Consider the following 24598-nt stretch of genomic DNA (forward strand, 5'->3'; position numbering starts at 1 on the left):
GTTACACACCAACAAAGAGGCTAAAAAATGAGTGAAATTTTTACCGATTTAGGTATAATCAGAATAGGTGTTGCATTATCTATGTTAGTCATAGGTTCCATTATAGATATCTGGAAAAGGGAAATACACGATTATTATTGGATAGGATTTGCTTCTTTAGGAATCATTATAACATTATTTGAAGAAAACATGCTTGAATCCTTTGTCCTTATGGGATACGCCTTAATCATTGCGCCATTTTCACTGTTAATTTGGAGATTGGGGTTGTTTGGAGGTGCAGATGCTTTTGCACTAATTGTACTTGCTGTAATTGCACCTGTTTCAACGTTTTCAGAAAATGCAATAACGCCATTTACAGTACTATCAAATGCTGCAATCTTGTTTGTAATTCCATTATTGGCAAACCTAGTAAGAAATATCATATCATTAGCTAACAAACAGGACATTTTTGAGGGGTTTGAGGAGAGTCTTTGGACTAAGATCGGCGCAATGATTATTGGGTATAGGGCAAAAAATCCAAAATTCGGATTTCCAATAGAGAGGATTGAAGGAAAAATCAAGAAAATTTCACTAGGATTTCACCATGCAGAAAATCAAGAATTTTGTAACAAATCAGACACATGGATTACGCCTGGAATCCCATATTTGTTGTTAATTTCAGGAGGGTATCTCATTCAATTAGTATACGGAGATGTGTTGATTTCTTGGTTCATGTAACATATACAAATCAAGGATCTGTATCACAACATAACATACACGTGCTTAAGATAACTTTATTGTAATTATTTCATATGACAATAGAAGAGTATGCAATAGAGCAATCAGGACTAGAGTCAAAATTTCACAATCCTATTGAGGAACTAAACAAACTGATCGGGGCCTATGGGCTGACTCCAAATCAATCAAAAGTTTACCTGTACCTTAGTAAAATCGGAACAAAAACGGCATCGGAGATTTCTAAAAATCTCAAAATACCAAGAACTGAAACATATCATCTCTTAAACTCGCTTGAACAAAAAGGAGTTGTATACTCCATATTTGGAAAGCCAACCAAATTTGAATCAGTAGATATCGAAAAAGCAATTGACATTTTGATACGCAATGAAAAAAACAGAGTTTCAGAAATGGAGTCAAAAAAAGAACACATTGTAAAACTTTGGAAGACAATTCCAAATCATGGAAAAACAGATTCTGAGGCAGAAGAGAACAAATTCCAATCACTACAGGGAAAAAACTCCATACTTGCAAGATTGCAGAAAATGATCCAAGATTCAAATGAAGAAGTGTTAGTTTTAGGAACAGAAGAAGACTTTATGAAATTTTATCATACAGAGTTTACAGAGTATTTGAAAAAATGCAAAGGAGATTTGAAGGTACTTACAACATACACAAACAAAGGCAATTACATCTTTGATGACGTACCATTAGAAAAAATAAAAAAAATTGAAGATAAAAATAGGGAGAATTTTTGCTTTATAATCAAAGATGACGATGAAGTCATTTTCTTCATCAACAATTCAATTATTGATAATGTGATGGCAATATGGACCGATTCAAAATCATTTGTCTCTACATTAAAGTCTCTGTTCAAATTAGTATGGAAAAAATCAAACCACATCAAAGAGTCTGATGCATCAAAAATTCTCGGATCAGAAATCACATATGAGCACAGACTAAGAGAAATAGAGCAAGAGAAAAGAATTCTAAGTTATCTTCAAAAAAATTTCAAAATGAACAAAAAAGGAGTTACTAAAAAATGAGTGAAAACAAGATGGATTCAGAGATAAAAGAAGACAACTTGAAAATTTTGATTATCGACGATAATGAACAGATTACAAAGATGCTGACGACATTTTTGAGCACGCAAAATTTTGCATGCATTATAACTAACGATGCAAAAGAAGGGCTAAAAATGATCGAAGAGGACAGATATGATGCAGTGTTGTTGGATCTGGCACTTCCTGATTTTAACGGATATGATGTAATTGATGCACTTGAAAAGAACGACATGCTTAGAAAAAACAAAATCATTGTCTTTACTGCATCAAATATCTCTGAAGACGAGCTAGACAAACTAGTAAAAAGAGGAGTGACATCGTACATTCTAAAGCCTGTTGATATTGATGAATTGTTATCAAAAATACAAAAAGTGATCAACACATAACAAGACAGGAGTCATTTTGCTTCAAATCAAGCACACGTTATTTCTTGTCTTTGGGATAACAAGTTTTATCATTTTCTACATAGGATTGCTAAATTATTTTACGTCTGATGATCACGATATGGCTTCATTAATTCTTGTGTTTACAATTATTGTTTCAGGTGGCTCTCTTATTGGCACGATATTTGTCTCAAAAAGCATTACAAGCCCCATTGAAAAATTGGCACAAAACATGACCGAGTTTTCTGAGACAAACAAAATAGATTCTAATGAGAAAATAATTACAAACATCAAAGAAATTCATGAATTAAACACAAACTTTCAAAATATGACGAAAACAGTACATGACACAATTAAAAAAGAAAAGCAGTATGTAGAAAAACTCAAAGATATCGATAGGCGAAAAGATGAATTTTCATCAATGGTTTCTCATGAATTAAAAACACCAATAGTTCCAATTCTAGGATATGCAAAGATGCTAAAAAAACAAGATGTTCTAGGAAGGCTAAACCCAATGCAAGAAGACGCAGTTAACGAGATATACACATCATCATTAAAGTTACAAAAATTAATCGGAGATATCTTAACTGCACAAAAATTAGGTTTAGGAAAAATTGCAATCAACAAAGAAAAACTCGATACTGGTATTTTACTTGAAGATGTTTTTAAGACATTTGATCCAATCGTTAAAGAAAAAAAAGTACAATTAATCAAAGTGAATTCAGACAAATCATTTGTTTATTCAGACAAAGACAGAATCATCCAAGTGTTCTCAAATCTGATTAAAAATGCACTTGATTTTGTAGATGAGGGCTCAGGCAAAATAGAATTTGGAGCCAAAGAAAATAATGAACATATAGAATTTTTTGTCAAGGATAACGGGATTGGAATTTCTGAAGAAAATCAAAAAGAAATTTTTAAGAAATTCTATCAGATCGATACATCAAATAGACGAAAAAGAGATGGTAGTGGTCTCGGATTGGCAATATGTAAAGGAATAATTGAAAAACTAGATGGAAAGATTTGGGTTGAAAGCAAATTTGGTCATGGTTCTACATTTTATTTTTCAATTCCAAAAAAATATATCAAAATAGAATCTTGAATTATTTTAATTCAACAAGAATAAAATGAGACAATCCTTGGACTATAACATCGAAAGAATAACATCCTATCGCATAGGGTTTTGTGTCAAAGTTTAGTTTGTATTTTCCTTCTGTTGCTTTGAATGTCTCATCAGATTCTTCTGAAATACCATCAATTATTGTTCTAGGGTATGCTGGACATCCAATAGAATTTATGGTAAATGTTATCTCTTCAGAATTTATAGGTGTTGAGGGATTACCCATTTCATCTATCAATTCAAACTGGATAGGTATGGTACTTCCCTGATTAGCAATATTTGATGAATTGTTTTCCAGAGGAGACAATACGTTGAATTTATGTACAACATTAACAGTTCTTGTTACTTGTTCTGCTACATTTCCAGACGAATCTGTTACATCATATGTTACAGCATATGTTCCTAGAGAATAAGTGTTGACTTCAGATGAATTAATCACAATTAATGACGAAATGTCACCATCCCTATTGTCAATTGCATTTGCTCCTTGTTCAGCGTAAGAAGTTCCAACTTCAACAATCAATGGATCATCACCTGTTAATGTAATTACTGGGGGTTCAGTGTCAGAATTCCCACAAGATGTTGATTCATGTGCATCAAACCTCATCAAAGAGTCAAATACACCAGAGCCATCGATATCTAATGAAATTATTATTTCACCATTACAAGATACTGCAACATTATGTGTTGGTGGAGAAGTACTATCCGAGGGACTCAAAGTTCCATAAGTGGTCCAGTCTAACTGCCATACACCATTTTCATCCACATGAAATCGATGAATATTTGAAGGATATCTTGAACTGTTAAAAAACCAATTTTCATCAATTACAATTACATTATCATTTGAATCAAAATCAATATCTCCTACTTTGAAGAAGGATGCTCCAGTTGCAGTTTCCAAATCAAGATCAGGTATGGATGATTGAGTAAGATCAGAATTCAAAACCTTTATTCCGTTAACTGAGCCAACCCCATAACCGAGATAAACAAGGCCTGATGAATCTACTGCAATGATAGTTGCTGCAACTCCACCAGGCAAAACAAATTGAACAGGAGGGTCTGCAATCCCATTGTTTATTCGAAAAACTTCATTAGTAAACGACTGCAGAAGATAAATTTCATTTTCGTTTTGAGGATTTATTACAAAATCAGCTATTCTGGCATCATGATCATAAATTATTGTATCAGATCCATTCTCGCTTAGTTTTTTAATTGCATCCTTGTCAGTAGTGGCATAAAAGATAGAGTCATTAGAATCAATGTTTAATGCAGTAATGGTTTGTGCAGGCACATTTTTGATCATAGAATATTGGTCATACCCATTTGTAGTGAGGCTAAATTTTCCAAAAACAGTTCCAAACCCGTCTCGTTCTGCAAGAATAATTTCATTTTGGGAATTAGTATCAAACACTACAAAGTTACCTCCTGCAAATGACTCAAATGGAGAGGATGTAAATTGAGAAGAGTTAAACGGAATCTGTGCAGGAGCAGAAGTTGCAAATGCAGGAATCATAGAAAATATGCCTATCAGAACGAGAGAAGAAAGTAAAACCTTATTCATTGCGTTAAGTATGAAGGTATTATGTTATTTAATCAACAATAAAGGATAGTCAATCATTAAGTAAAAAAACATCAACAAATTTCAATTAGGCATCATATGAGTTTTTAATTATTTCGCATTGAAAATCTGAATCATTACTACGTGCATCTTAAATCAAAAATGTACACTATCAAACATAATGAGCGTAAATAGGCATGGGTTATACTCGCTATTCATTGGAATGATGTTGGTTTTTTCAATAATTCCAGCATTTGGTGAAGTAACAAAACTTTCAACAAACACTGAAAGTTATCTTTTTGGAGACAACATCACATTTGAGGGAAAAGTAGCAAATGGAGACACAGGAATAGTAACAATAGTGATTCGTGATTCTGAAAATAATTTTGTCTTGTTATCTCAAGCAATTCCAGAGTCAGATTATTCCTTTAAAAAAACAATCAAGATTAATGAAAAATTTACCAATTCAGGAATCTATAATGCAACAGGATTCATTGTCAACATGACTGCAGGAATCACAACAGAGTTTGGAATCTCTGCAAATGACACTACGTTTACAGAAGAGCCTAGAAAAGAACAAACATTAACAGAAAAATATACAAAAACAACACCCATAATTGAAGAAGACATAATCATCGAATCAAAGGAACCAGATTTTGTTGACCCGCAAAAAGATCCAAAATACTATGTGGACAGATACTATAACGAGCCAGAATACAAGTCATGGTTTGATAGAAACTATCCTGATTACACTATAGAAGAAGCAGTAGGATATGATATGCAAGAAAAGGAATTAGCTGATTTTGTTGACCCGCAAAAAGATCCAAAATACTATGTGGACAGATACTATAACGAGCCAGAATACAAGTCATGGTTTGATAGAAACTATCCTGATTACACTATAGAAGAAGCAGTAGGATATGATATGCAAGAAAAGGAATTAGAAACGGCCGTAGAAGAACTGATCAACAAAGAAATCATTCCCAAAGCTGAAGCATCATCAATTGTAAAGCCATCATCAAAAGCAGATGACAATTCAGATACTGCCCAAATAATTCTTGCAATAGGCGGACTAGGAATTTTGTTTGGGGCAGTATATGGAGTCAAAAAAAAAGTCGATGATAATTCAAAACAGATATCCATAAACAAAGATACAATTCGAAAAAGGATCATCAACCCTCTGATGGGTAATAACCCATACGATATTCTTCAAACCAGACTTGCAAAAGGCGAGATAACCTTAGAAGAGTTTGACATGCTAGAAAGAAAACTGAACAAAAAATACTAGCCTGGAACACTCAAACTATCTTTTTTTGTTTTTAAATCTCTTACAGCATCTTGTTTTAGTTGCTCAAAGAATTTTTCAATCATTTTAATTCCTGCAACAATTTTTGGTGCATTTGATTTTACAAATTCTAATCTATCTGAAGTCGTTTTTGGTTTTTGATTCAAATAGTTCTCATAAACTTGGGCTCCATCATAGTCAACATATGCAATTCTTGCACTATAATCAGTTCTCTCCAACACCAAACTATCCCCACCAACAATTGCAGTATGATAGGGATGGACAATTAGAGATTCAGAGAGTCTTTGAGAAGTAGTGATTTTTGATTTTTGTAATTCAGGTGCAAAAGTGTTAAAATCAGCTAGAAGGTAAAACGTTGCCTCAGGCTTTGTGGCTTTGACTCCTTCGATTGCAGTTAATGCATGATAGGTGTAATCCCCCATGATTTTGTGGATGTTACGTGTCACATCAAAATACTCATTTAGATCATTACTAATTTCAAATCCTGCAACTGCTGCATTTTGTATCGGGGTAGAAACAGCAGTGTATTCTGTTGCAAGAATTTTTTTGAATTGTGCTTTAAGGTCTACTGCGTGTTGTGGGAAAATAACATAGCCTAATCTGTATCCTCCAGCAGCATGTGATTTTGATAATCCATTTGTGACAAATGTTCCTTCAGGATAAATTTTTCCCATACTGACAAATTTAGAAAAATCATATGTTGTCTGAGCATAAATCTCATCAGATATTACAGTGATGGATTGCTCTCTGCACACATCAGCAATTTCTTCAAGTTCCAACATATCATACAACAAGCCAGTTGGGTTGTGAGGATTATTCAATATGAGGATTTTTTGCCTATCATGTAATCGCAATGCAAGTTTTCTAAGATCACTAGGAGAAATCTTTCTGTTTGCACGTGTAGGCAACATGTGATAATTTTTTTTTAAGAATCTAATTTGTGGTAGATATCCAAGCCATGCTGGTGTTGGTAAAATCACAGTGCCATGAAGAATTTCAAGTAAATTGAAAATCAATTCCTTTGTTCCAGGTCCAACATAGATTCGTTGCGGATCTATATCCATAGAAAAATAATGTTTATTGTATTTGGATATGGCTTGACGTAATTCTGGAATTCCAGGTACTGCAGCATATTCACCCTTATGGGCATTTTTTATCAGTGCCTCTTGAACTAGTTTGGGTACAGGAAAAGGAGATTGACCAAAAGCAAATCCATAAAACCCAAAATTGCATTCAGGATGCTTGCAATCTGAATGAAATTCCTGTAAAAACGTGTTTAGTTTTAGATTCTCAGGCAGCTCAATGTCTTCAACTTGCTGATCTACAATAAACCTCATAATTGAACATGTTTTTGCTCAAATATAGACAAGAGATGTGAATTACTCAATATCAACATGTGAGATTTTCTCAACCCATTTCAGATATCTCGTCTAGAACCTGGGGGTTTTCCAGTGAAGAGAGATCTCCCAACTGCATGCCCAATAACTTTGCTTTGAGTAGCCGTCTCATAATTTTTCCGGTCCTAGTTTTTGGCAATTCCGAAATCTGAAAAATAATTTTAGGTCGTGCCAGTTTTCCAATTTTTTCAGAAACATATTCAGATATCTCTTTGTCTAAATTCTCATCTTTTTTATCAGTCACATAAAACACAACGATTGCCTCTCCTGTTATGTCATCAGGAATTGCAATTGATGCAGCATCTGAAATTTTTGGATGAGATATCACAGTATGTTCAATTTCAGCAGTACTCATCCTATGTCCTGAGACATTTATCACATCATCTGTTCTTCCTTGCATATACCACAAACCATCTTTGTCAACATGGACATAGTCTCCATGAAACCACACATTTTCAAATCTTGACCAGTATGTTTGCATATACCTTTTATCGTCATTAAGCAGACTTTTTGTCATTGCAGGCCAAGGAGATTTTATTACAAGATATCCATTTTTCTCCCTAACTGATTTTCCATCATCATCTACAACATCAAGATTCATGCCTGGACACGGAATGCCTACAGTAGAGGGTTTGAGTTTCATCCCAGGAAAAACAGAAAGCATTGCGCCACCTATCTCGGTTCCCCCAGAGAGATTCATTATTGGGATTCTTTTGTTACCAACTTTTTCATAAAGCCACCACCAAGAATCTGTATCCAATGGCTCCCCAGTTGTAGGAATATTCTTGATATGATCGAGAGGATGAAGAGACAGAGGGATCACATTATTTTTTTTGAACAATCGAACTGCAGTTGGAGATATACCAAAAATTGTAACCTTATACTCGTACAACATATCCCAGATTCGATTAAAATTTGGATAATCAATGCCTCCATCGTAAATTACAGCCGATGCTCCCATCATCAATAATCCATAGACATTCCACACAAGTCCCGTAATCCAACCAATGTCGGCAGGCCACAAAATAATGTCATTTTTGTGCGTGTCAATCAAATATGCTGCCTGGTGCCCTGCAAAAACTGAAAATCCCCCGTGGACATGGACGACACCCTTTGGTTTTCCAGTAGTGCCTGATGTATACAAAATAAAAAGAGGATCATCAGAATTCATGCTTTCTGTAGCGCATTGCGAGTTTTGTTTTTCTACTAATTCATTATAAAAAATTATTTTTTCAGATTTTTCATATTTGTCTATGTTTTTGTATGAAACAACAACAGTTTTTTCAACTGATGTGTTGTTTATTGCATCAATAACTGTCTTTTTTTGTGATATTTTTTTTCCTTTTCTGTAAAAACCATCTGAAACAAAAAGTACCTTTGCCTTACAATCTTGCAACCTAATATTCAATGAATCAGAACTGTATCCAGAAAATATCACTGTTTGAACTGCACCAATTTTTGCACAAGCCAAGATTGCCAAAATTGACTCTTCAATCATAGGAAGATAAATTGCAATGACATCTCCTTTTTTGACACCTAACTGTTTTAATCCATTTGCAAGTCTACACACTTTGGTGTCTAGTTCCGAATAAGTAATGTTGGATTTCCCTCCATCTTCAGATTCAAAATAATATGCAATTTTCCCAGGATCCGAACTTGCAAATTTCTCAACAGATGATTTGTAAATGTTTGTCTTCCCACCTACAAACCAATCTGACCACGCAATGCCTTTTGTAGTATCTAAAACTTTGTCATAAGAAACATCCCATACAACCCCTACATCTCTTGAGACCTGCTCCCAAAACCATTCTAAATTGTTAATGGATTTTTTAGATAATTCATCTAATGTTGAAATCCCAAACTTTTCCATGAATTGAAAAATATTGGATTCATTTTTTTGGTGTTCAGTTGGAAAAAATACAAAATCAGACATGATGTTTTTAAAAAATATACTCGACGTAAAAAGATTTTAGATTAAGAAATGTCAATCCCAAGTCTTCTTGCGCAAGCAATTGCTGCTTTCCCATCATCTTCTGAAATTCCAGCTTTTTCAAATTCTTGATTCCATCCAGTAGGGAATCCCATAGTGTTTTCTCGGTAATATTCTCTCAAAACAGTGCCTATCCTGTCATTTAATTGAGATTTTGTGGCATCGTTCATACCTAATTGTAAAATAGTCGAGTCAGAAGTTGCCAAAATTTTGATAAATTCAATATCTTCTAGAGAAAGTTTTGCCATTTGTTATTCTATTTTCTTTTTGAGTAACTCCAAGGTTAGTTTAGGGTCTGCCTTGCCTTTTGTCTTTTGCATCACTTTTCCAACCAAATAGTTTATTGTCTGAGGATTTGTTTTTGCTTGCTCTACTGCCTGAGATTCTTCGGACATGACTTCCTCAATCACATTGTTTAGTTCTGATTCATCAGATACATTTCCTAAATCAAGATCTGAAATTATCGTGTCAAGTTCTTTTCCGGTTTTTACAATCTCATATAATGCATTTTTTGCAGAATTTCTTGTAATTTTTCCTGATTGGATTGCATTTGCCAAATCCCTTAGATGTTTTGATGTAAATTTTGACTGTTCTCTTTTTTCTCTAGTGTCAACTAATCCCATAAGATCAGTTGTGATTATGTTAGCAATTTCTTTTGCATTTTTCTCATCATGTGATTCTTCAAACAAGTCAGAGTAAAATTTGTCTGATGACAATACATCTGCCACCTGTGGAGGGATTCCATATTTTGACACATATCGTTCTTTTTTAGAACTAATACTTTCAGGCATTATCTTTTGCAAGTTTTCTTTCATTTCTTTTTCAATCCTAATCCACGGAATATCACCTTCCAAAAAATATCTATAGTCTAATTCTTCTTCTTTTGATCTTGCAGAGATTGTGATTTTTCTTTGTTGGTCCCAATGTCTTGTTTCCTGTACAATTTCAATTCCTCTTGCATGGAGACTTTCTTGTCTTGTTATCTCAAAATGGACAGCTTTTTCCAAATCATGAAAAGAGTTGATGTTTTTAATTTCTACTTTTTTTCCTCCTTCAATTGATACATTTGCATCTGCCCTCATTGCACCTTCAAGACTCGGATCAGACACATCCAAATTTTCCAGTAAATCAGATAAAATATTGAGAAATTCTCTTACTTGTTTTGGGTTTTCAAAGTCAGGCTCAGTTACGATTTCTACCAAGGGTGTGCCTGCACGATTGTAATCTACAAGCGTAATCTGATTTTTTGATGAACTTCCCTCATAAATCAGCCTGCCCGGATCTTCTTCCAATTGGATTCTGGTGATGCGAATTTTTTTATCTCCCACCATTATGTGACCTGGTCCGCCAACACTGGTATCTCCATACATGTTTAATTGTGTAAGCTGGAAATTTTTTGGCAGATCAGGATAAAAATAATTTTTCCTAAAAAATGCAATTTTTTCAGGGATTGTGCAATTTAATGCCATTGCAATCATTATTCCTTTTTCTACAGCTTTCTGATTTAATCTAGGAAGGCTTCCCGGCAATCCCATACAAATTGGACATATGTTGGTATTTGGTGCGTATTCCCTATAGTTTGCCTTGCATGGGCAAAACAATTTGCTCTCAAGTTTTGTTAGTTGACAGTGAATCTCCAAACCTATTTTTGTCAAATTGGGGCCTCCGGTAGTTTAACCGTACTTTCAAGAGCACGTGCTGCTTTGAGTAGTGATTTGTCTTCCATAGAATTTGCCATGATCTGCATCCCTATTGGTAAACCGTTTGAAATCTCAAAAGGCACAGATATTGCAGGTTTGCCTGTAAGATTTGCAGTAACTGTGTTAATATCAACTAGAAACAGTGCAATAGGATCATCAATCTTTTCACCAATCTTAAATGGTAAAATTGGGACAGTCGGAGATATCAGGTAATCGTATTTTTTGAACACTTCCCTAACTTCTCTAGTTAGTTTTTGTTTTACCTTTAGTGCTTTGAGAAAATATTTTCCAGCATGTCCAGCAGAGGGAACAAATCCCCCTAAAATCATTCTTCGTGTAACTTCGGGTCCAAACTTTGTTCTGGCCTTAGATATGTATGAATTAAACTCGTATCCCTCGACGGGAAAATCATATCCGTATAACAAGTTATCATACCTTGCGAGATTACTTCCAGCCTCTGTTGCAGTAATTGTATAGTATGCTGCAACTGAATATTTCACCATATCAAGTGAAACAACTTCGCATGAAGCACCTAACCCTTCAAATTTTGAAATTGCTTTTTTTGTTGCAGAAGAAACAGCAGGATCAATGCCTTCTCCTATCATTTCTTGAATTATGCCTATTTTTTTGCCTTCTATTCCATCATCTATGCCTGAAAGATAGTCTTGACCAGAGTTATCAATAGTGGTATCGTCATTTTGATCCTGACCTGATATGATGTTTAACATAAAGGCAGTATCTTTGACAGTTCTTGTCATCGGACCTATTTGCTCAATACTGTTTGCATAAGAAATCAAGCCAAATCGGCTAATCAAACCATATGTTGGTTTGTAACCTACAACACCACAAAAGCTTGCAGGGTTTCTTACAGAGCCACCAGTATCAGATCCAAGAGATGCAACACACTCAAATGCACTAACAGAAGCTCCACTACCTCCAGAGGAGCCCCCGGGAACATAATCCAGATTCCAAGGGTTATGTGTTGGACCATATGCACTAAATTCTGTAGTCAAACCCATTGCAAATTCATCAAGATTTACTTTTCCAATAAACACTGCATCCTGTTCTTTTAATTTTGAAATCACAGTCGCATCATATGGCGCAACAAAGTCATGTAATATTTTTGAGGCACAGGAAGTCCTAGTACCGTTGATGCAAATATTGTCCTTAACAGATATTGGCATTCCAAAACAAGCACCAACTTTTTCACCTGATTTTATTTTCTTATCAATTTGTCTTGCTTTATCTACTGCATTAGAATCAACATGCAGGTATGAATGTAGTTTGTCATCTACATGACTGATTCTTTCTAACGTTTCTGCAGTAAAATCCTCAGCTGAGATATTTCCATTTTTTACTTCTTGCACATACTCTAAAGCAGAAATTTTGAGGTTCAATTATACCATCTTGGGAGCTCTAACATATGTTCCCTTGTAGTGTTTTAGTTTTTCAATCAGTTTATCTGGATATGTAATATGTTCGTCTTTTCTAAGACTCGAAAGAGGAACATCTTTCATCAAAATTTCTTCATCATCAACACCTGCCGAATCTAAGATGTCAAAATAGTCAATCATCGCATGGACCTTGTCTATGAACTCTTTGTGATCATGGACATCTATTTTCATTAATTTTGTTACTTGTTCTATTTCTTGTTCAGTTACCACATAAATCACCTAAGGTGTCAATCTGTCAACATCTCTTGGATAAAATGTTACATCTCGAATGTTTTCTGTGCCTGTAAGTGCCATAATTAGCCTCTCAAGGCCAATCCCACAGCCAGCGTGGGGAGGAACACCGTAATCAAATGCGCCAAGATGGTATTCAAAAGCATCAGTTTTCATACCTTTGTTTTTCATTCTCTCTTCGAGCTCATTTCTTTTTTCAATTCTTGTACTGCCTGAAGACAATTCAAGATCACCAAACATCAAATCAAATGATTCAGAAATTTTCTGGTTTTCTTTATTCACTTTAACATAGAATGGTTTTGGACCCATTGGCCAGTCTTTGATAAAGTAAAACCCTTCAAGACCAATCTTTTTGAGATTAGATGGATAAAGATCATCACCCCATTCTGTTTTTGCGCCTGCCTTTTGCATTTTATCTACCAATTCATCATAGGAATATCGCGGAATGTTGTCAGGCAACTCAGGCATCGTAAATTCTGCATCTGGGTTTTCTTTTACGTATTCTTTTACAGTTGAAATTGAAATCTTTACAATGTCTTCAATTCTCGTCATAACATCATTGTAATCGACAAACGCCTCTTCAAGATCAATAGATATCGCTTCAGCCAAGTGTCTGTTTGTCCTTGAGGGTTCTGCTCTAAAGATGGGTGCAATCTCAAATACTTTTTCAAAGCTCATAGTCAATTGTTCTTTGTACAATTGTGGACTCTGGGCAAGAAATGCTTCCTTGTTGTAATAAAATATTGGAAACAACGCTGCACCGCCTTCAGTCGCAGTTGCAATCATTTTTGGAGTGTTAATCTCTGTAAAGTTTTGATTGTAAAAATAATCTCTTATAGATTTTAAAACAAGACTTCGAACATTGAAAATGTGTTGCAATACCTGACGTCTCAAGTCAATTGGCCTTACTTCTAGTCTTGTGTCTATGTTTTTGACAGTTTTTGCTACAGGTTCAAATGGAGGTATTTTTTCAACTTCGGAAAACACTCTAAGTTCGGAAGGAACAATTTCATAACCCGAGGGGGCCTTTTCAGATGCCTTTACTTTTCCAACAACAGCTATAGATGAATGTGCTTTCAGAGAGGATAGTTTTTCACGAACTTCATCAGGACATTCACCTTTTTTGGCAACAATGGAGATTTGTCCAAATTTGTCTTTTATTGTTGCAAAGGTAATGTTGCCATGGCCTCTTATCGTTAAGATCCAGCCCATGACAGTCACTTCTTGACCATCCTTTGAGGAATCTAATTCATTTGAATAATGAGATCTACGTAAATTTCCCAGTTCCGTTTCTATCATAATTTACTAATTGCCTGTCTGCTGGTGTAATTAATTTTTACACAAAAAATATGCACCTATTTACTAAATTTAGCAAAAAATAGTTCCAAAGTAACATTTATGATTAGAACCCAATTCAGTACAAAACAACATGGACATATTAATCGGGATTGTAATTGCAGTTTTCATAATTACGGCAGTTTATGTGGGGTATTATGCATCACAGGCACCTGAACCAGAAGGAGAAGCACACAGCATACCTGCAGAGTCAAATTTTGAATCCCTCGACACGTCACAAATACTCAAAATACGAGCCGATCAAATATCTGTTCTTTAATTTTTACATTAATTTACTACAATCATGTTGGTTTTTTATGGCATTATCTGATAAAGAAAAAGCAGTAGCGATTATTTCAAACGGGATTGCAGTATTTTCATTATTTCAAGAAAGAGGGGAGCTTCCTGAAAATATCACCATGTATGATTTTATTTCAAAGGCAGTTCCTGAAAACATCAAATCAGAAGTGACTGCCGAATTAATTGACGAGATATTTGTGTACGTATCATCTGCACATAGTTCATAAAGTATGGAGAAATAGGGAAAATATCGCATGACTTCAATTGCAACTCTTGGTTCTCATTGTGCATTACAGGTTCTAAAAGGTGCAAAAGACGAGGGACTGAAAACACTTCTTGTGTGTGAAAAAAAACGTGAAAGTCTATACCGAAGGTTTTCATTTATTGATGAATTGATTCTAGTGGATTCTTTTTCTGAAGTCATAGAACAGAAATGTCAATCAACATTAGAACAAAATAATGCCGTGATAATCCCACATGGCACACTCATTGCACAGATGTCTTCTGAGGAGATAGAGTCCATAAAGACCCCTATTTTTGGAAACAAGTGGATTCTAAGATGGGAATCAGACAGGGAGATGAAAGAAAAACTCATGCGAGAGGCAAATCTTCCAGTGCCAAAACCAGTAACCACTCCAAGTGAAATTGACAAGCTTGTAATTGTAAAAAGACAAGGTGCCGCAGGTGGAAAAGGATACTTTATGGCTGCAAATGAAGAAGACTATAACACAAAAAGAAATCAACTAGTATCAGAAGGAACAATCTCTTCGGATGAAACACTGTACATTCAAGAATATGCAGCAGGAGTGTTGGCATATTTGCAATTCTTTTATTCACCGCTAAAACAAGAATTGGAATTTTTTGGAGTTGATCAAAGACATGAATCAGATATTGAAGGGCTAGCAAGAATACCATCAGAACAACAACTCAAAAGCAAAAAAGTCCCATCATTTAACGTGATTGGAAACAGTCCACTAGTTCTAAGAGAATCATTGCTTGACGAAGTATACAAGATGGGAGATAGTTTTGTTGAAGCTGCAAAAAGACTAGTCAAACCAGGAATGAACGGCCCATTTTGCATAGAAGGAGTGTATGATGAGAATGCAAAGTTTACAGCCTTTGAGTTTTCTGCAAGAATTGTTGCAGGAACCAACATCTACATGGATGGTTCCCCCTATTACTCACTTCTTTATGATGAGCCAATGAGCATGGGAAAAAGAATAGCGCGCGAGGTAAAAATAGCATCAGAGCATAATCAATTAGATAAAGTTACAACCTAAGAATATTTTTTGTTCGGGCAAGCATCGTTACGATTGAAATCATTATAGCAAATCCCAACATCACTCCCAAAGGAAATTCAGGAATCACATGAGTTCCAATAATCTCTACTTCTTCAGTAAACTCTGGAACATAAAACGAAAACGTTGAGCTGTCAGCATCACTTACAATGTCATAGTCTACCTCATAACCGTTGACCAATATAGCAAACTCATTATTTTCTGCATTGATCAACTCATGCTCTAGATCAATTACAAAAATAGAATCATGAGTGTTTTCTAGACCTACAAGCAAAGAAGTCAATTCAGGATCAATTGCCATTGCTAAAACTTTTGCATCAACTGAATACGAAATAGAGTAAAAATGTTCATCTACTTTTAATTCATAGATTGAAGGATTTTCAATTCCCATATACTCTGGATGAGATTCTGCAAATGCCGAAGAAAATATCAACATCAGGGGCAAAAGCAATAAAAATTTCATAGTTAAAAGAGAATATTTCACGTATTAGAGTATTTTTCATCATTTACACTAGACAAATTATTTTGTTTTTTCAGTTATTGGCCTAGTCTTTTTGGGATTTTTCAAAAATCCAGTTTGTAAGCATGTCGGTATAGACATTTTCGAGGTGGTTTGCAATATCCTTACCTTTTTCCATCATGTGAGTATGACAAGCAGTGCAATTAAACACCAAGTATACATTGCAATGCAAAAAGTACAAAAATTGATAAGACCAGAGTAAAAATGTGAAACGTTGACTGATTTTATCCATCAACCATACAAGACAATTTACGTCAGAGACATGATAAAGATGACACTTGACGATCTCCTAAACATGATGTCTACCTTAGAATCAGGAAACGCATATTGGGTAGATGGGGTTCTTTTTGCAAGTTTTGCAATGACCGATTCTGAAGAATTGGCAAAAAAGGAGATCCAAGGAGAAACATACTTGGACAAGATAATTTTTGCAAAATACGAAGATTATACAAAGACAATAAAGTCATCAACAAATCTTGAAATCAATATCCTAAATGTTCAGAAAAGCCAACTCTATAGAGATTTGATAAAATGGTTAAAACAGCAACCAATTTGGAAGGATTGAACAGATCCAAGATAATCAAAAACAGAACTAATTTACAATCAATACCCTTATTTCATAATTTTTTGACAGTAAGAGTATGCGATGTGATGATACAAATCCCATTTATGCAATAATGGAGGTAAAAAACCCCAATACAAACGAAATTGAAGTTTGGGAGGTATGTAAGGCACATTATGAAAAAAGAGACCCAATTGCAGGTAAACAATATTGGGAGACAAGTGCAATCAAAACAAGAATCATAGACAAACCAAAATAATGTAAAAATCTAAAAATTACAAAATACAATCACATGTAATAATTACAAAAATTATGCTAGTTCTTCAATGCCACAGTGTATACACATCTTTTTTCCTTGAATTGCAAAAAAGGAATAGTTGTGAACATATCCATCTCTGCACTTCATGTTGCTAGTCAGAATGGTGAATAGTTTAGTATGATGGTCAAAAATAATGTCGATCAAGGGCCAATTGTATCAAAAAACTAGAGTTCAACCAATATTGCTGCACGATCAGATTCTTTGAGTTCTTCACGTACTCCATCTAATATGTGAGACGAGGATGTCAAACTTGAATAATCTACCAACTTCAAGTCATTTAACAAATATGTCTTAGGGGCAATTTCAGAATGTTTTGATTCCAAGAACTCATCTAAATCTTCTAAAATCGAAATTTTACCGCCTTGGAAGATTTTTCCATTCCTCAATGAAAGCTTTGGTTTTCCGTATCTATCTAAAACCAGAATGTAATGTTGGCTTTTCTTGCTGAATAGTTTTTTAACTTTAACATGCCCTGTAAGTACAAAATAATGATCAGTTTCAAAGCTCAACTCGATTAGATCTTCAGAGATATTCATAATCTCACTTGCCCTCTTTTTTGCATCCTCCAATGTGAAAATATTTTTAGAGTTATCTGCACTATCTAGTTCAACATTTCCAACAGCAGATACACGTAGTAAAGATTTTTCTGAAATATATTCACTATCAATTACAACAGATTCAGGTACAGCACCCTTTTCAACTAACATTGTATGAATTTTTTTGTGTACTTCGGAAATTTTTTCAGGAGTAGGATCAACCATGGTTTGTTCAATTTCTTCTTGAAGCATCGAAGATGCAACCCCTATTGAAGAAATGACTTCAGCATGTTCAGCTCGTTCATATTGGACACCTAATTGTTTTGCAACAAAAGGGACAAGAACAGAAGCTCCACCACCGCCGCCAATTATTTTTGTGTTTGAAGAGTTCATTTTGAATTCTTTTAGTATGTTGCTAATGGTTTTTGTTATTTGAAATGATGCAGTTTGAATTATAGACATTGCAATCTCATGATAAGGAACCCCAACATAGTCAGCCAAAATCTTTAATGCTATTTTTGCAGATTCTTGATTCGCATATGAATAATCTCCCTCTTCAATCATTCCCAAAGCATTTGCAGCACAAGTATTTGTGATTGCAAAAGTCTCCTTCTCACATTTTATTGCAACATATTCATCATCATCAGGTTTAGGTTTGATCAGTATAATTTTTCCAGTTTTCAAATCTTCAGGCTCTGCAAAGCAAGAATATTTCAATCCTGCAATGTGTGCACTTCTAGGCCCTACATGTGATACTCTATTGTGTTTTAAGCCAACCATGCTTCCTCCTGCAACTCCTAAAATCCTAACATCCATTGAACGTATGCATGTAGGGTGATCTTTGACTATTGCGTATTTGATTTCTGGTTTTCCGTTTTTAATAATGCAGATATTTGTGCTAGTGCCACCCACCTCTACAAAAATCCCATTTGTCACTTTAAGGTGAAGTAATGCTCCTGCAACACTTGCCGCAGGTCCAGAAAGAATTGTAAGAATAGGTTTTGTTCTAAATGTATCCATACTTGAAACCCCTCCATCACCTTTCATAATCATCAGAGGAGCTGTTGCTCCAGTATTCCTAATTGCTTCTTCAACATAATTGGCAACCTGAAATGTTTTTGGCAACACACTTGCATTTACAGCAGCAGTCAATGTTCGAATTTCTAATCCATAAATCCCTGAAATTTCATGAGATGCAGTAGAAGGAAGATTTTGTTTGGTAGATTTATTCATGACAAATAATTCATTTGACGGATCATCTACTCCAAATGCTTCTGTTGCCACAATAACTTCTGCACCTTTTTCTTTTAATCGTGAAATTACATCCTCTACTTCCTGGTCTGTAATTAAATGAGATGTGTCCAAGAACTCATGCGCAGTTTTAATGTCCTGATTGCTGTTAATTGATGCGTCTTGTAAATTTGTGCGTTTTATTATGTCCTTTTTTGTAGGGCCCACACCCATAGCTATGATTCCAACTTTTGATGTGTCAGATTCTAGTAATGCATTAATTGCCTGGGTAGTACTATGAGAAATCAATTCAATTTCTTTAATGTTAATTCCAGTTTCATTCAAAATGTTAGTTAATGCAGATACAATTCCTTCAGAAACACCTTTTTCAGAATTATGAGTTGTAGGCACTGTGGATTTTCCTAAAATAGAACCAGTTTTGGCATCTATTGCAACTGCTTTTGTGAAGGTGCCCCCCACATCAATTCCTATTCGAACTCGGCGATTATGTTGCATCTTCAATCTTCCTAGATTTTCGCATAGATGCTAACTGAGATTCTTTCCTTGGCCTCATTATCAGGATATATGCAGATGCCACCAAATAAACCCCAAGTAGAATTATCTGAGCAACAACAGTCTCAAGAGTAGGGTATATTCCAGTCATAGTTGCCAAGTTGATATCCAATCTAGGTATAATTCCAATCATTCCAGTGTATGGCACCACTTCAATAATTTGTAATTCTCTAATTGCATTGCCTAAGAATGCTATTGACAGGTATGCACCTACACCCATTGTCAAACCAAATAATGCACGTAGAGGCAATCTTTTTCCCAGTTTTTTCATGGCAAAATAAAGAACCAACAAGGAACCAATTCCTAAAACAAATCCTAATCCAACATAAGCTTCCATGTATTTTGCAAATCCCGACATTGCCTGATAGAACAAAACTGTTTCAAAGCCTTCCCTGTATACGGTAAAGAAAGACAGCATTACAAACACCATAACACTGCCAGTCGTTGTAGCTTGCCAAACTTTTGCTTTAACGAACTCCATCCATTTTTTGTGTTCTATTTTGTTCAAGACCCAAAAACTGACATAAAACAGCACCGCAGTTGCAGACAACGCGGCAATTGCCTCTACTAATTCTCTATTTGCACCAGAAATTTCTATAATATAAGATGCAATTACCCATGTAATTGCTGTTGCGCCAAACGCAGCCAAAATTCCATAGTAAATGTATTTTTTAAATTGAGTATTTCGTGAGGCTTCAAGATAAGTTACTATAGCTCCCAAAATCAAAACAGATTCTAGTCCTTCTCTGAAGATAATTGCAAAAGAGGATGTAAATGCAATAGAAGGTGCTAAAGTGCCTGTTCCACTTACAATTCTCTCAGATTCATCCAGATTTCTTTTTATCGCAATAGTCATATCACGTATTTCATCAATGTCTGCCTCTTGTTTGATCATGTTACGTAACTCAGCAAATTGGTATTCCACTTCCAAAGTAAAGTCAGGATCAATTGCACGAAGTGGAATTTCTACAAACTCATAGCTGTCAAGATATGCCGTTCTTGCCGAATTGTATGCGGATTCATAATCACCATCAGCATATTGAACCAACAATACCTGAAGTGTATCCCTAATGAAATCAATTTCATTTCTAACGCCTGATTTTTCATCATCAGATGCGTCACCCATTTCTTTTAAATTGCTTTCAGCATAAGCACTTGCTTCAATTCCCAAAGTAAAAAGATCAGCTTCCTTAACTTTTTGTTCAGCTAAATTAAGATCCGGTATAATTGATTTTTCAAGAAATAAAATTATACGTTCAGGATCTTGTTTGTTTTGAATCATTTGTCGAAGTTCTTCTCGCATATCAATTTCTAACTGATACAACAGTTCTGAATCTACTAACTCAATGTCTGCCTCAAGGTATTCAAAGTTCTCCAGATATGCTTCAATAGCTAGTTGTTCGGCTTTTTGATAATCATTTGATTCTATTGAGATAATTAATTCATCATAAAGATCATAAATTGTGTTGTAAATATTTTGTTTATCATAGATTACTGTTTCAGTACCATTGAGATCTCTGTTAATTGCTGAAATCAAAGTTCCAACAGACACAAAACTTTCTTTATTTTCGAGTTTTGTTTTTAATTCATCAAGAAAAGAACTTATTTCCAATGTCAGTCTTTCATCATAATTAGTAAATTCAAATAATTCTGAAGAGAGATCTACTAAAAGTACTGAAAGTCGATATGCAGACTCACTATCCTCATTAACTGCATGTTGGTATTGCTCATCAACAACTATTAGGAGTTTAGAAATCACTTTTCCAATGTTTGGGTTTTGTGGTTCAAGACGTTCTAAAAGTTCATTCAACATCAAAAAATCTTGTTTTAAAATGTCCTGATCGCCGTCTATTTGACTGTGAATGTCAAGCAATAAGAGATGGATTTCATCAGCAGTTTCCGAATCATGTTGTCTCAGGGAAGAAAGACTGTGCGGAAATACCTCAGAAACAATTCGTGATATTTCTTTTGCATCATCAGGGTTGCCTTGTTCCACATAATTTTGAATCAAAGTTATAGATAATGTCAGAAATTCCTTGGTAAATTTCACCTCCGTATCATCAGATGACTGTCCAAAAGCATGAAAGTAGGGGAACAAAGAGAATGCCATTATCACAAAAAACACGGCAGATGCTAACTTAGACACAGACAATACCAAAAATCTCGTTGTTCAACTTATAAACCAGATTTTCATTCTACATATTTGGAATTAGGACGTCCTAATTATCTGATAATTTAACTTTCTGGAAGTTAAAATTATCAAAGACACAGACAATACCAAAACAAGCATCACTATTGTCCCAAATTCAGGTACAACTTTTTTGGCTTGTGCCAAATCAGACAAGATCATATCCACATGAGCATCAATTTCATTTGCAGGAGCATTTGATTTGATCATATTTCTCAAATCTTCTCTTAATGCGATTTCAATCTTCACCATTAGTTCAGGATCAACTTCGGAAAGAGGATCTTCTACAAACTCATAGTTGTCAAGATATGCAGTGGTTGCCAAGTCAAAGGCCTCTTGAGTTTGTCCATTACGGTATTGTTCTTTAACATCTTGAAGCAATATTTCAATTTCTTCAATATACTGTACTGCATCGATTTGGACTGCGCCCCCTGCTAGGGCTTCAAGGGATGCTAAATTGTTAAGACTTTTTCCTACCAGAATACTGACTTTGCTAGGATCGTCTTTTGCATTAACAATTTTCTCAATTTCAAGCAAATTAGATTCTAAGGAATTAGCATCAGATGTAGAAAGAGTTGTTAGTTCGGGTTTATGTTCATTGAGAATAGCGATTGATTTCTTCAAAAATACAACAGTTTCGTCGTATTCTTCCTGATCAACTATTTGTCCGTTAGAAACTGCTGATAAATATTCTTCTTCCACCAACATCACTCTGTCTTTAATTCCAGATAATGCCAATCCTATTTCAGATGTATTACCACCTTCATATTCTCGAATAATCAACTCAACTTCTGCTGAAACATGTTTGAGTTCTTCAATCATTTCAGAAACGGTAGATGAACTAGTTGTAATTTCTACAGCTTCTTCCATCTCATGAAGTAATTCAGATGCTGATTCATTACCTAATTTTTCAACAACAGATGGGTGTAATGTTCTATAGTAATAAAGTCCCTCATAGGTGAATTTCTTTGCACTAGATACATCATCAGATTCCAGAGCAGCAATAGCCTCTTCCAATTCCTCTACTGTTTTGAGTTTAAAAATTCCTAACAACTCATCTCTTATAACATCCGCATACTCTTCAATTTCTTCAGAGTCTTTTGCGATTTCAGCAAGAGCATGATTTGTTACAAAATTGTCTTTTTCAGATATTTTGAATTTAGATTCCATAACAGTAAACCAATTTAACAGTTGTTCAGAATTTTTAGTATCTAATGCTTGATCGATTTTCAGATATGCGATGGTGTAAATGGTTTTATCAACAACCTGTCTGTTTAAGCTTGCCATAGACAAATCACCAGAATTATGATTTTCTACAATGTTTGAAAATGCGTTTTCAATTAATGAATTACTTTCAGGGTCCAATTCCAAAGCAGCTTGTTTGAAGCTGTTTTCATAAAGTGATTTTGCTTGATTTACTTTATCAAGGGCTTGAGTAATTTCAGAAGACTTTTCACCTTCAGAAAGTAAGGATTTGACAGAAGACCAGTCCTCACCCAACGTTGAAGAATATCCTAAAGGCATACCTGAAATCAACAATGTGAAAATTCCCAGTCCAAGTAATATTTTCAAACTTTTCACAAACTAAAAATCGTAGGTGGGTATTAGAACCCTTTTTTGATTCTATTTGGTTATTCTAAAATTTTAGAAGGTTATGTTTTGGGATTGGGGTTAGGATAAAGATTCAGACTAGGTTCCAAATCATTAATGGTGATTTCGACCTTCCCTATACGGCTTCTGTATTGTTTGATCTTTTTACCTTCATTTGAAATAATAAACTGATTTACTTCTGCCAACGCTAGTTCTTCAAGATTAGAGAGTGTCTTGTATACTGTAGACAAAGAAATCTTTAGTTCTTCAGCAATCTGATTAGCATCTTTTGGAGTTTCCTTTATAGAAAACAATACTGCGCGGGTACAAACATTGCTTAGAGATTCAATTATTTTTTGAGTGATATCAAATTCACTTAGTTGGATAATGTTTGGCTTTGTTTTTGACATACGACATCTAATTGGGAACTAGATTTAGAACAGGTTCAGGTTTTTTAATACTGATGTCTGCTTTAGATATTCTACTTCGATAAACTTTGTATTTTCGCCCTTTGTCTGAAAGCAACCATTTTTCAACTTCAATTAATGTAAGTTCCTCAAGATCTGCCAGTTTTTTGTATACAGAGCTAAGCGGAATTTTCAATTTATCAGATAATTCAGCTGCTGTTTTGCCAGATTTGATTATTGAAAACAAAATTGCTCTTGATTCAGTATCTGCCAATGCCTCTATCACTTTTTGTGTTATGTCATATTTTTTTAATTGTGGTAATGTCAATCGTCTTGTCATGTCAAATCAAGTGTAAAATAGAGTTATTTAAACGACGTGATATTGTTCTCATTCTAGAGAGTCAGAATAAAATAAGATTATTTTACAATCAATACAGGAATAGGAGAATTTTGCAAAATAGAATTTGACACACTAGAATAAAATGCATCCGTAGTTCCTGCACCATATGAACCCATTATGATTAATCGATATTTCCATTTTTTAGCATAATCTAAAATAGATTTTTCAACTTTTCCATTAATTATTTCATAATTAAGATCAATTCCATTTTGAGCAGCTTTGATTTTTGAGGCTTCCATCAGGTCTATCATTTCTGAATTTTGGGATTCAGAGATTGTTGTCGAAAATCGAACATGCAGTAAGGATATTTGTGAGTTTAATTTTCTGGCAAAATAGATTGCACTTTCTAAGGCTTTTTGAGAATGAATTGTACCATCAAACGGAACTAGAATTTTTGTAATTTCATCCATGGCCCCATAAGAA

General features: G+C 34.7%; 25 protein-coding genes. 10 read left to right on the forward strand and 15 right to left on the reverse strand.

Features of this window, described 5'->3' with window-relative positions:
• Positions 1-27: 27 nt before the first annotated feature.
• The 4 genes from NsoK4_RS04260 (at position 28) to NsoK4_RS04275 (ending at position 3263) form a co-directional block, all read left to right on the forward strand.
• Positions 28-717, forward strand: a complete 690-nt coding sequence (locus tag NsoK4_RS04260; RefSeq protein ID WP_249111157.1) for a prepilin peptidase — start codon at positions 28-30, stop codon at positions 715-717.
• A 74-nt stretch (positions 718-791) separates the two neighbouring features.
• On the forward strand, positions 792-1760 hold the full coding sequence (locus tag NsoK4_RS04265; protein ID WP_211688483.1) for a TrmB family transcriptional regulator: 969 nt from the start codon (positions 792-794) through the stop codon (positions 1758-1760).
• On the forward strand, positions 1757-2164 hold the full coding sequence (locus tag NsoK4_RS04270; protein ID WP_249111160.1) for a response regulator: 408 nt from the start codon (positions 1757-1759) through the stop codon (positions 2162-2164). The genes NsoK4_RS04265 and NsoK4_RS04270 overlap by 4 nt, the downstream gene beginning before the upstream one ends.
• A 16-nt stretch (positions 2165-2180) precedes the next feature.
• The gene (locus NsoK4_RS04275) at positions 2181-3263 is read left to right on the forward strand and encodes a HAMP domain-containing sensor histidine kinase (RefSeq protein ID WP_211688485.1); all 1083 of its coding nucleotides are present in this window, start codon (positions 2181-2183) and stop codon (positions 3261-3263) included.
• Between the two features lies 1 nt (position 3264).
• Here the strand turns inward: NsoK4_RS04275 and NsoK4_RS04280 are convergent, their stop codons facing one another.
• Complete coding sequence (locus tag NsoK4_RS04280; protein WP_211688487.1) at positions 3265-4842, reverse strand: DUF5011 domain-containing protein; 1578 nt, start codon at positions 4840-4842, stop codon at positions 3265-3267.
• A gap of 178 nt (positions 4843-5020) precedes the next feature.
• Between NsoK4_RS04280 and NsoK4_RS04285 the strand changes: the two genes are divergently transcribed.
• Positions 5021-6127 carry an SHOCT domain-containing protein gene (locus NsoK4_RS04285; protein ID WP_249111162.1) on the forward strand — a complete coding sequence of 369 codons (1107 nt, stop codon included), beginning with the start codon at positions 5021-5023 and terminating at the stop codon, positions 6125-6127.
• Here the strand turns inward: NsoK4_RS04285 and NsoK4_RS04290 are convergent.
• From NsoK4_RS04290 to aspS, 7 genes are all read right to left on the reverse strand, one after another.
• On the reverse strand, positions 6124-7482 hold the full coding sequence (locus tag NsoK4_RS04290) for a pyridoxal phosphate-dependent aminotransferase (RefSeq protein WP_211688490.1): 1359 nt from the start codon (positions 7480-7482) through the stop codon (positions 6124-6126). The genes NsoK4_RS04285 and NsoK4_RS04290 overlap by 4 nt on opposite strands.
• 70 nt (positions 7483-7552) lie before the next feature.
• Positions 7553-9475: an AMP-binding protein gene (locus NsoK4_RS04295; RefSeq protein WP_211688491.1), complete on the reverse strand. Its 1923-nt coding sequence runs from the start codon at positions 9473-9475 to the stop codon at positions 7553-7555.
• A gap of 41 nt (positions 9476-9516) precedes the next feature.
• Entirely contained in the window at positions 9517-9780 is a 264-nt protein-coding gene (locus NsoK4_RS04300) for a hypothetical protein (RefSeq protein ID WP_211688493.1), read from the reverse strand.
• A 3-nt stretch (positions 9781-9783) separates the two neighbouring features.
• Entirely contained in the window at positions 9784-11187 is a 1404-nt protein-coding gene (gene gatB / locus NsoK4_RS04305) for an Asp-tRNA(Asn)/Glu-tRNA(Gln) amidotransferase subunit GatB (protein ID WP_211688495.1), read from the reverse strand.
• Complete coding sequence (gatA, locus tag NsoK4_RS04310; protein WP_211688497.1) at positions 11184-12629, reverse strand: Asp-tRNA(Asn)/Glu-tRNA(Gln) amidotransferase subunit GatA; 1446 nt, start codon at positions 12627-12629, stop codon at positions 11184-11186. Before gatA ends, gatB begins: the two co-directional genes overlap by 4 nt.
• Complete coding sequence (locus NsoK4_RS04315) at positions 12630-12896, reverse strand: hypothetical protein (protein WP_211688500.1); 267 nt, start codon at positions 12894-12896, stop codon at positions 12630-12632.
• A gap of 9 nt (positions 12897-12905) precedes the next feature.
• Positions 12906-14216 carry an aspartate--tRNA(Asn) ligase gene (gene aspS / locus NsoK4_RS04320; RefSeq protein WP_211688502.1) on the reverse strand — a complete coding sequence of 437 codons (1311 nt, stop codon included), beginning with the start codon at positions 14214-14216 and terminating at the stop codon, positions 12906-12908.
• A 130-nt stretch (positions 14217-14346) separates the two neighbouring features.
• Here aspS and NsoK4_RS04325 point away from each other — a divergent pair, with 130 nt between their 5' ends.
• From NsoK4_RS04325 to NsoK4_RS04335, 3 genes are read left to right on the forward strand one after another with little or no spacing between them, the layout of a single operon-like run.
• Positions 14347-14532 (forward strand): hypothetical protein, encoded by a 186-nt coding sequence (locus NsoK4_RS04325; protein ID WP_211688504.1) that lies wholly within the window; start codon positions 14347-14349, stop codon positions 14530-14532.
• 37 nt (positions 14533-14569) lie between these two features.
• A complete protein-coding gene (locus NsoK4_RS04330; protein WP_211688506.1) occupies positions 14570-14779 on the forward strand; it encodes a hypothetical protein in 210 nt (69 codons plus the stop codon).
• Positions 14780-14806: 27 nt separating this feature from the next.
• Positions 14807-15832, forward strand: coding sequence for a formate--phosphoribosylaminoimidazolecarboxamide ligase (locus tag NsoK4_RS04335; RefSeq protein ID WP_211688509.1), 1026 nt, complete (start codon positions 14807-14809; stop codon positions 15830-15832).
• On the opposite strand, the gene NsoK4_RS04340 is transcribed toward NsoK4_RS04335, so the two are convergent.
• Positions 15822-16313, reverse strand: a complete 492-nt coding sequence (locus tag NsoK4_RS04340) for a PEFG-CTERM sorting domain-containing protein (RefSeq protein ID WP_211688511.1) — start codon at positions 16311-16313, stop codon at positions 15822-15824. The genes NsoK4_RS04335 and NsoK4_RS04340 overlap by 11 nt on opposite strands.
• 271 nt (positions 16314-16584) lie before the next feature.
• On the opposite strand from NsoK4_RS04340, the gene NsoK4_RS04345 reads away from it, so the two are divergent.
• Together NsoK4_RS04345 and NsoK4_RS04350 are read left to right on the forward strand one after the other, a co-directional pair.
• Positions 16585-16935: a hypothetical protein gene (locus tag NsoK4_RS04345; protein WP_211688513.1), complete on the forward strand. Its 351-nt coding sequence runs from the start codon at positions 16585-16587 to the stop codon at positions 16933-16935.
• 76 nt (positions 16936-17011) lie between these two features.
• A complete protein-coding gene (locus NsoK4_RS04350) occupies positions 17012-17191 on the forward strand; it encodes a hypothetical protein (protein WP_211688515.1) in 180 nt (59 codons plus the stop codon).
• Between the two features lie 224 nt (positions 17192-17415).
• On the opposite strand, the gene NsoK4_RS04355 is transcribed toward NsoK4_RS04350, so the two are convergent.
• From NsoK4_RS04355 to NsoK4_RS04380, 6 genes are all read right to left on the reverse strand, one after another.
• A complete protein-coding gene (locus NsoK4_RS04355; RefSeq protein ID WP_211688517.1) occupies positions 17416-19533 on the reverse strand; it encodes a hydantoinase/oxoprolinase family protein in 2118 nt (705 codons plus the stop codon).
• Positions 19523-21736 (reverse strand): FTR1 family protein, encoded by a 2214-nt coding sequence (locus tag NsoK4_RS04360; protein ID WP_249111187.1) that lies wholly within the window; start codon positions 21734-21736, stop codon positions 19523-19525. The genes NsoK4_RS04355 and NsoK4_RS04360 overlap by 11 nt, the downstream gene beginning before the upstream one ends.
• A gap of 63 nt (positions 21737-21799) precedes the next feature.
• On the reverse strand, positions 21800-23359 hold the full coding sequence (locus NsoK4_RS04365; protein WP_371816021.1) for a PEFG-CTERM sorting domain-containing protein: 1560 nt from the start codon (positions 23357-23359) through the stop codon (positions 21800-21802).
• Positions 23360-23430: 71 nt separating this feature from the next.
• Positions 23431-23778 carry an ArsR family transcriptional regulator gene (locus NsoK4_RS04370; RefSeq protein ID WP_211688519.1) on the reverse strand — a complete coding sequence of 116 codons (348 nt, stop codon included), beginning with the start codon at positions 23776-23778 and terminating at the stop codon, positions 23431-23433.
• A gap of 7 nt (positions 23779-23785) precedes the next feature.
• Complete coding sequence (locus NsoK4_RS04375; RefSeq protein WP_211688521.1) at positions 23786-24115, reverse strand: winged helix-turn-helix domain-containing protein; 330 nt, start codon at positions 24113-24115, stop codon at positions 23786-23788.
• Positions 24116-24192: 77 nt separating this feature from the next.
• On the reverse strand, positions 24193-24585 hold the full coding sequence (locus NsoK4_RS04380) for a universal stress protein (protein WP_211688523.1): 393 nt from the start codon (positions 24583-24585) through the stop codon (positions 24193-24195).
• Positions 24586-24598 lie beyond the last annotated feature (13 nt).

The sequence above is a fragment of the Nitrosopumilus sp. K4 genome (assembly GCF_018128925.1).
In the GTDB taxonomy this organism is placed as follows: Archaea; Thermoproteota; Nitrososphaeria; order Nitrososphaerales; family Nitrosopumilaceae; genus HKST03.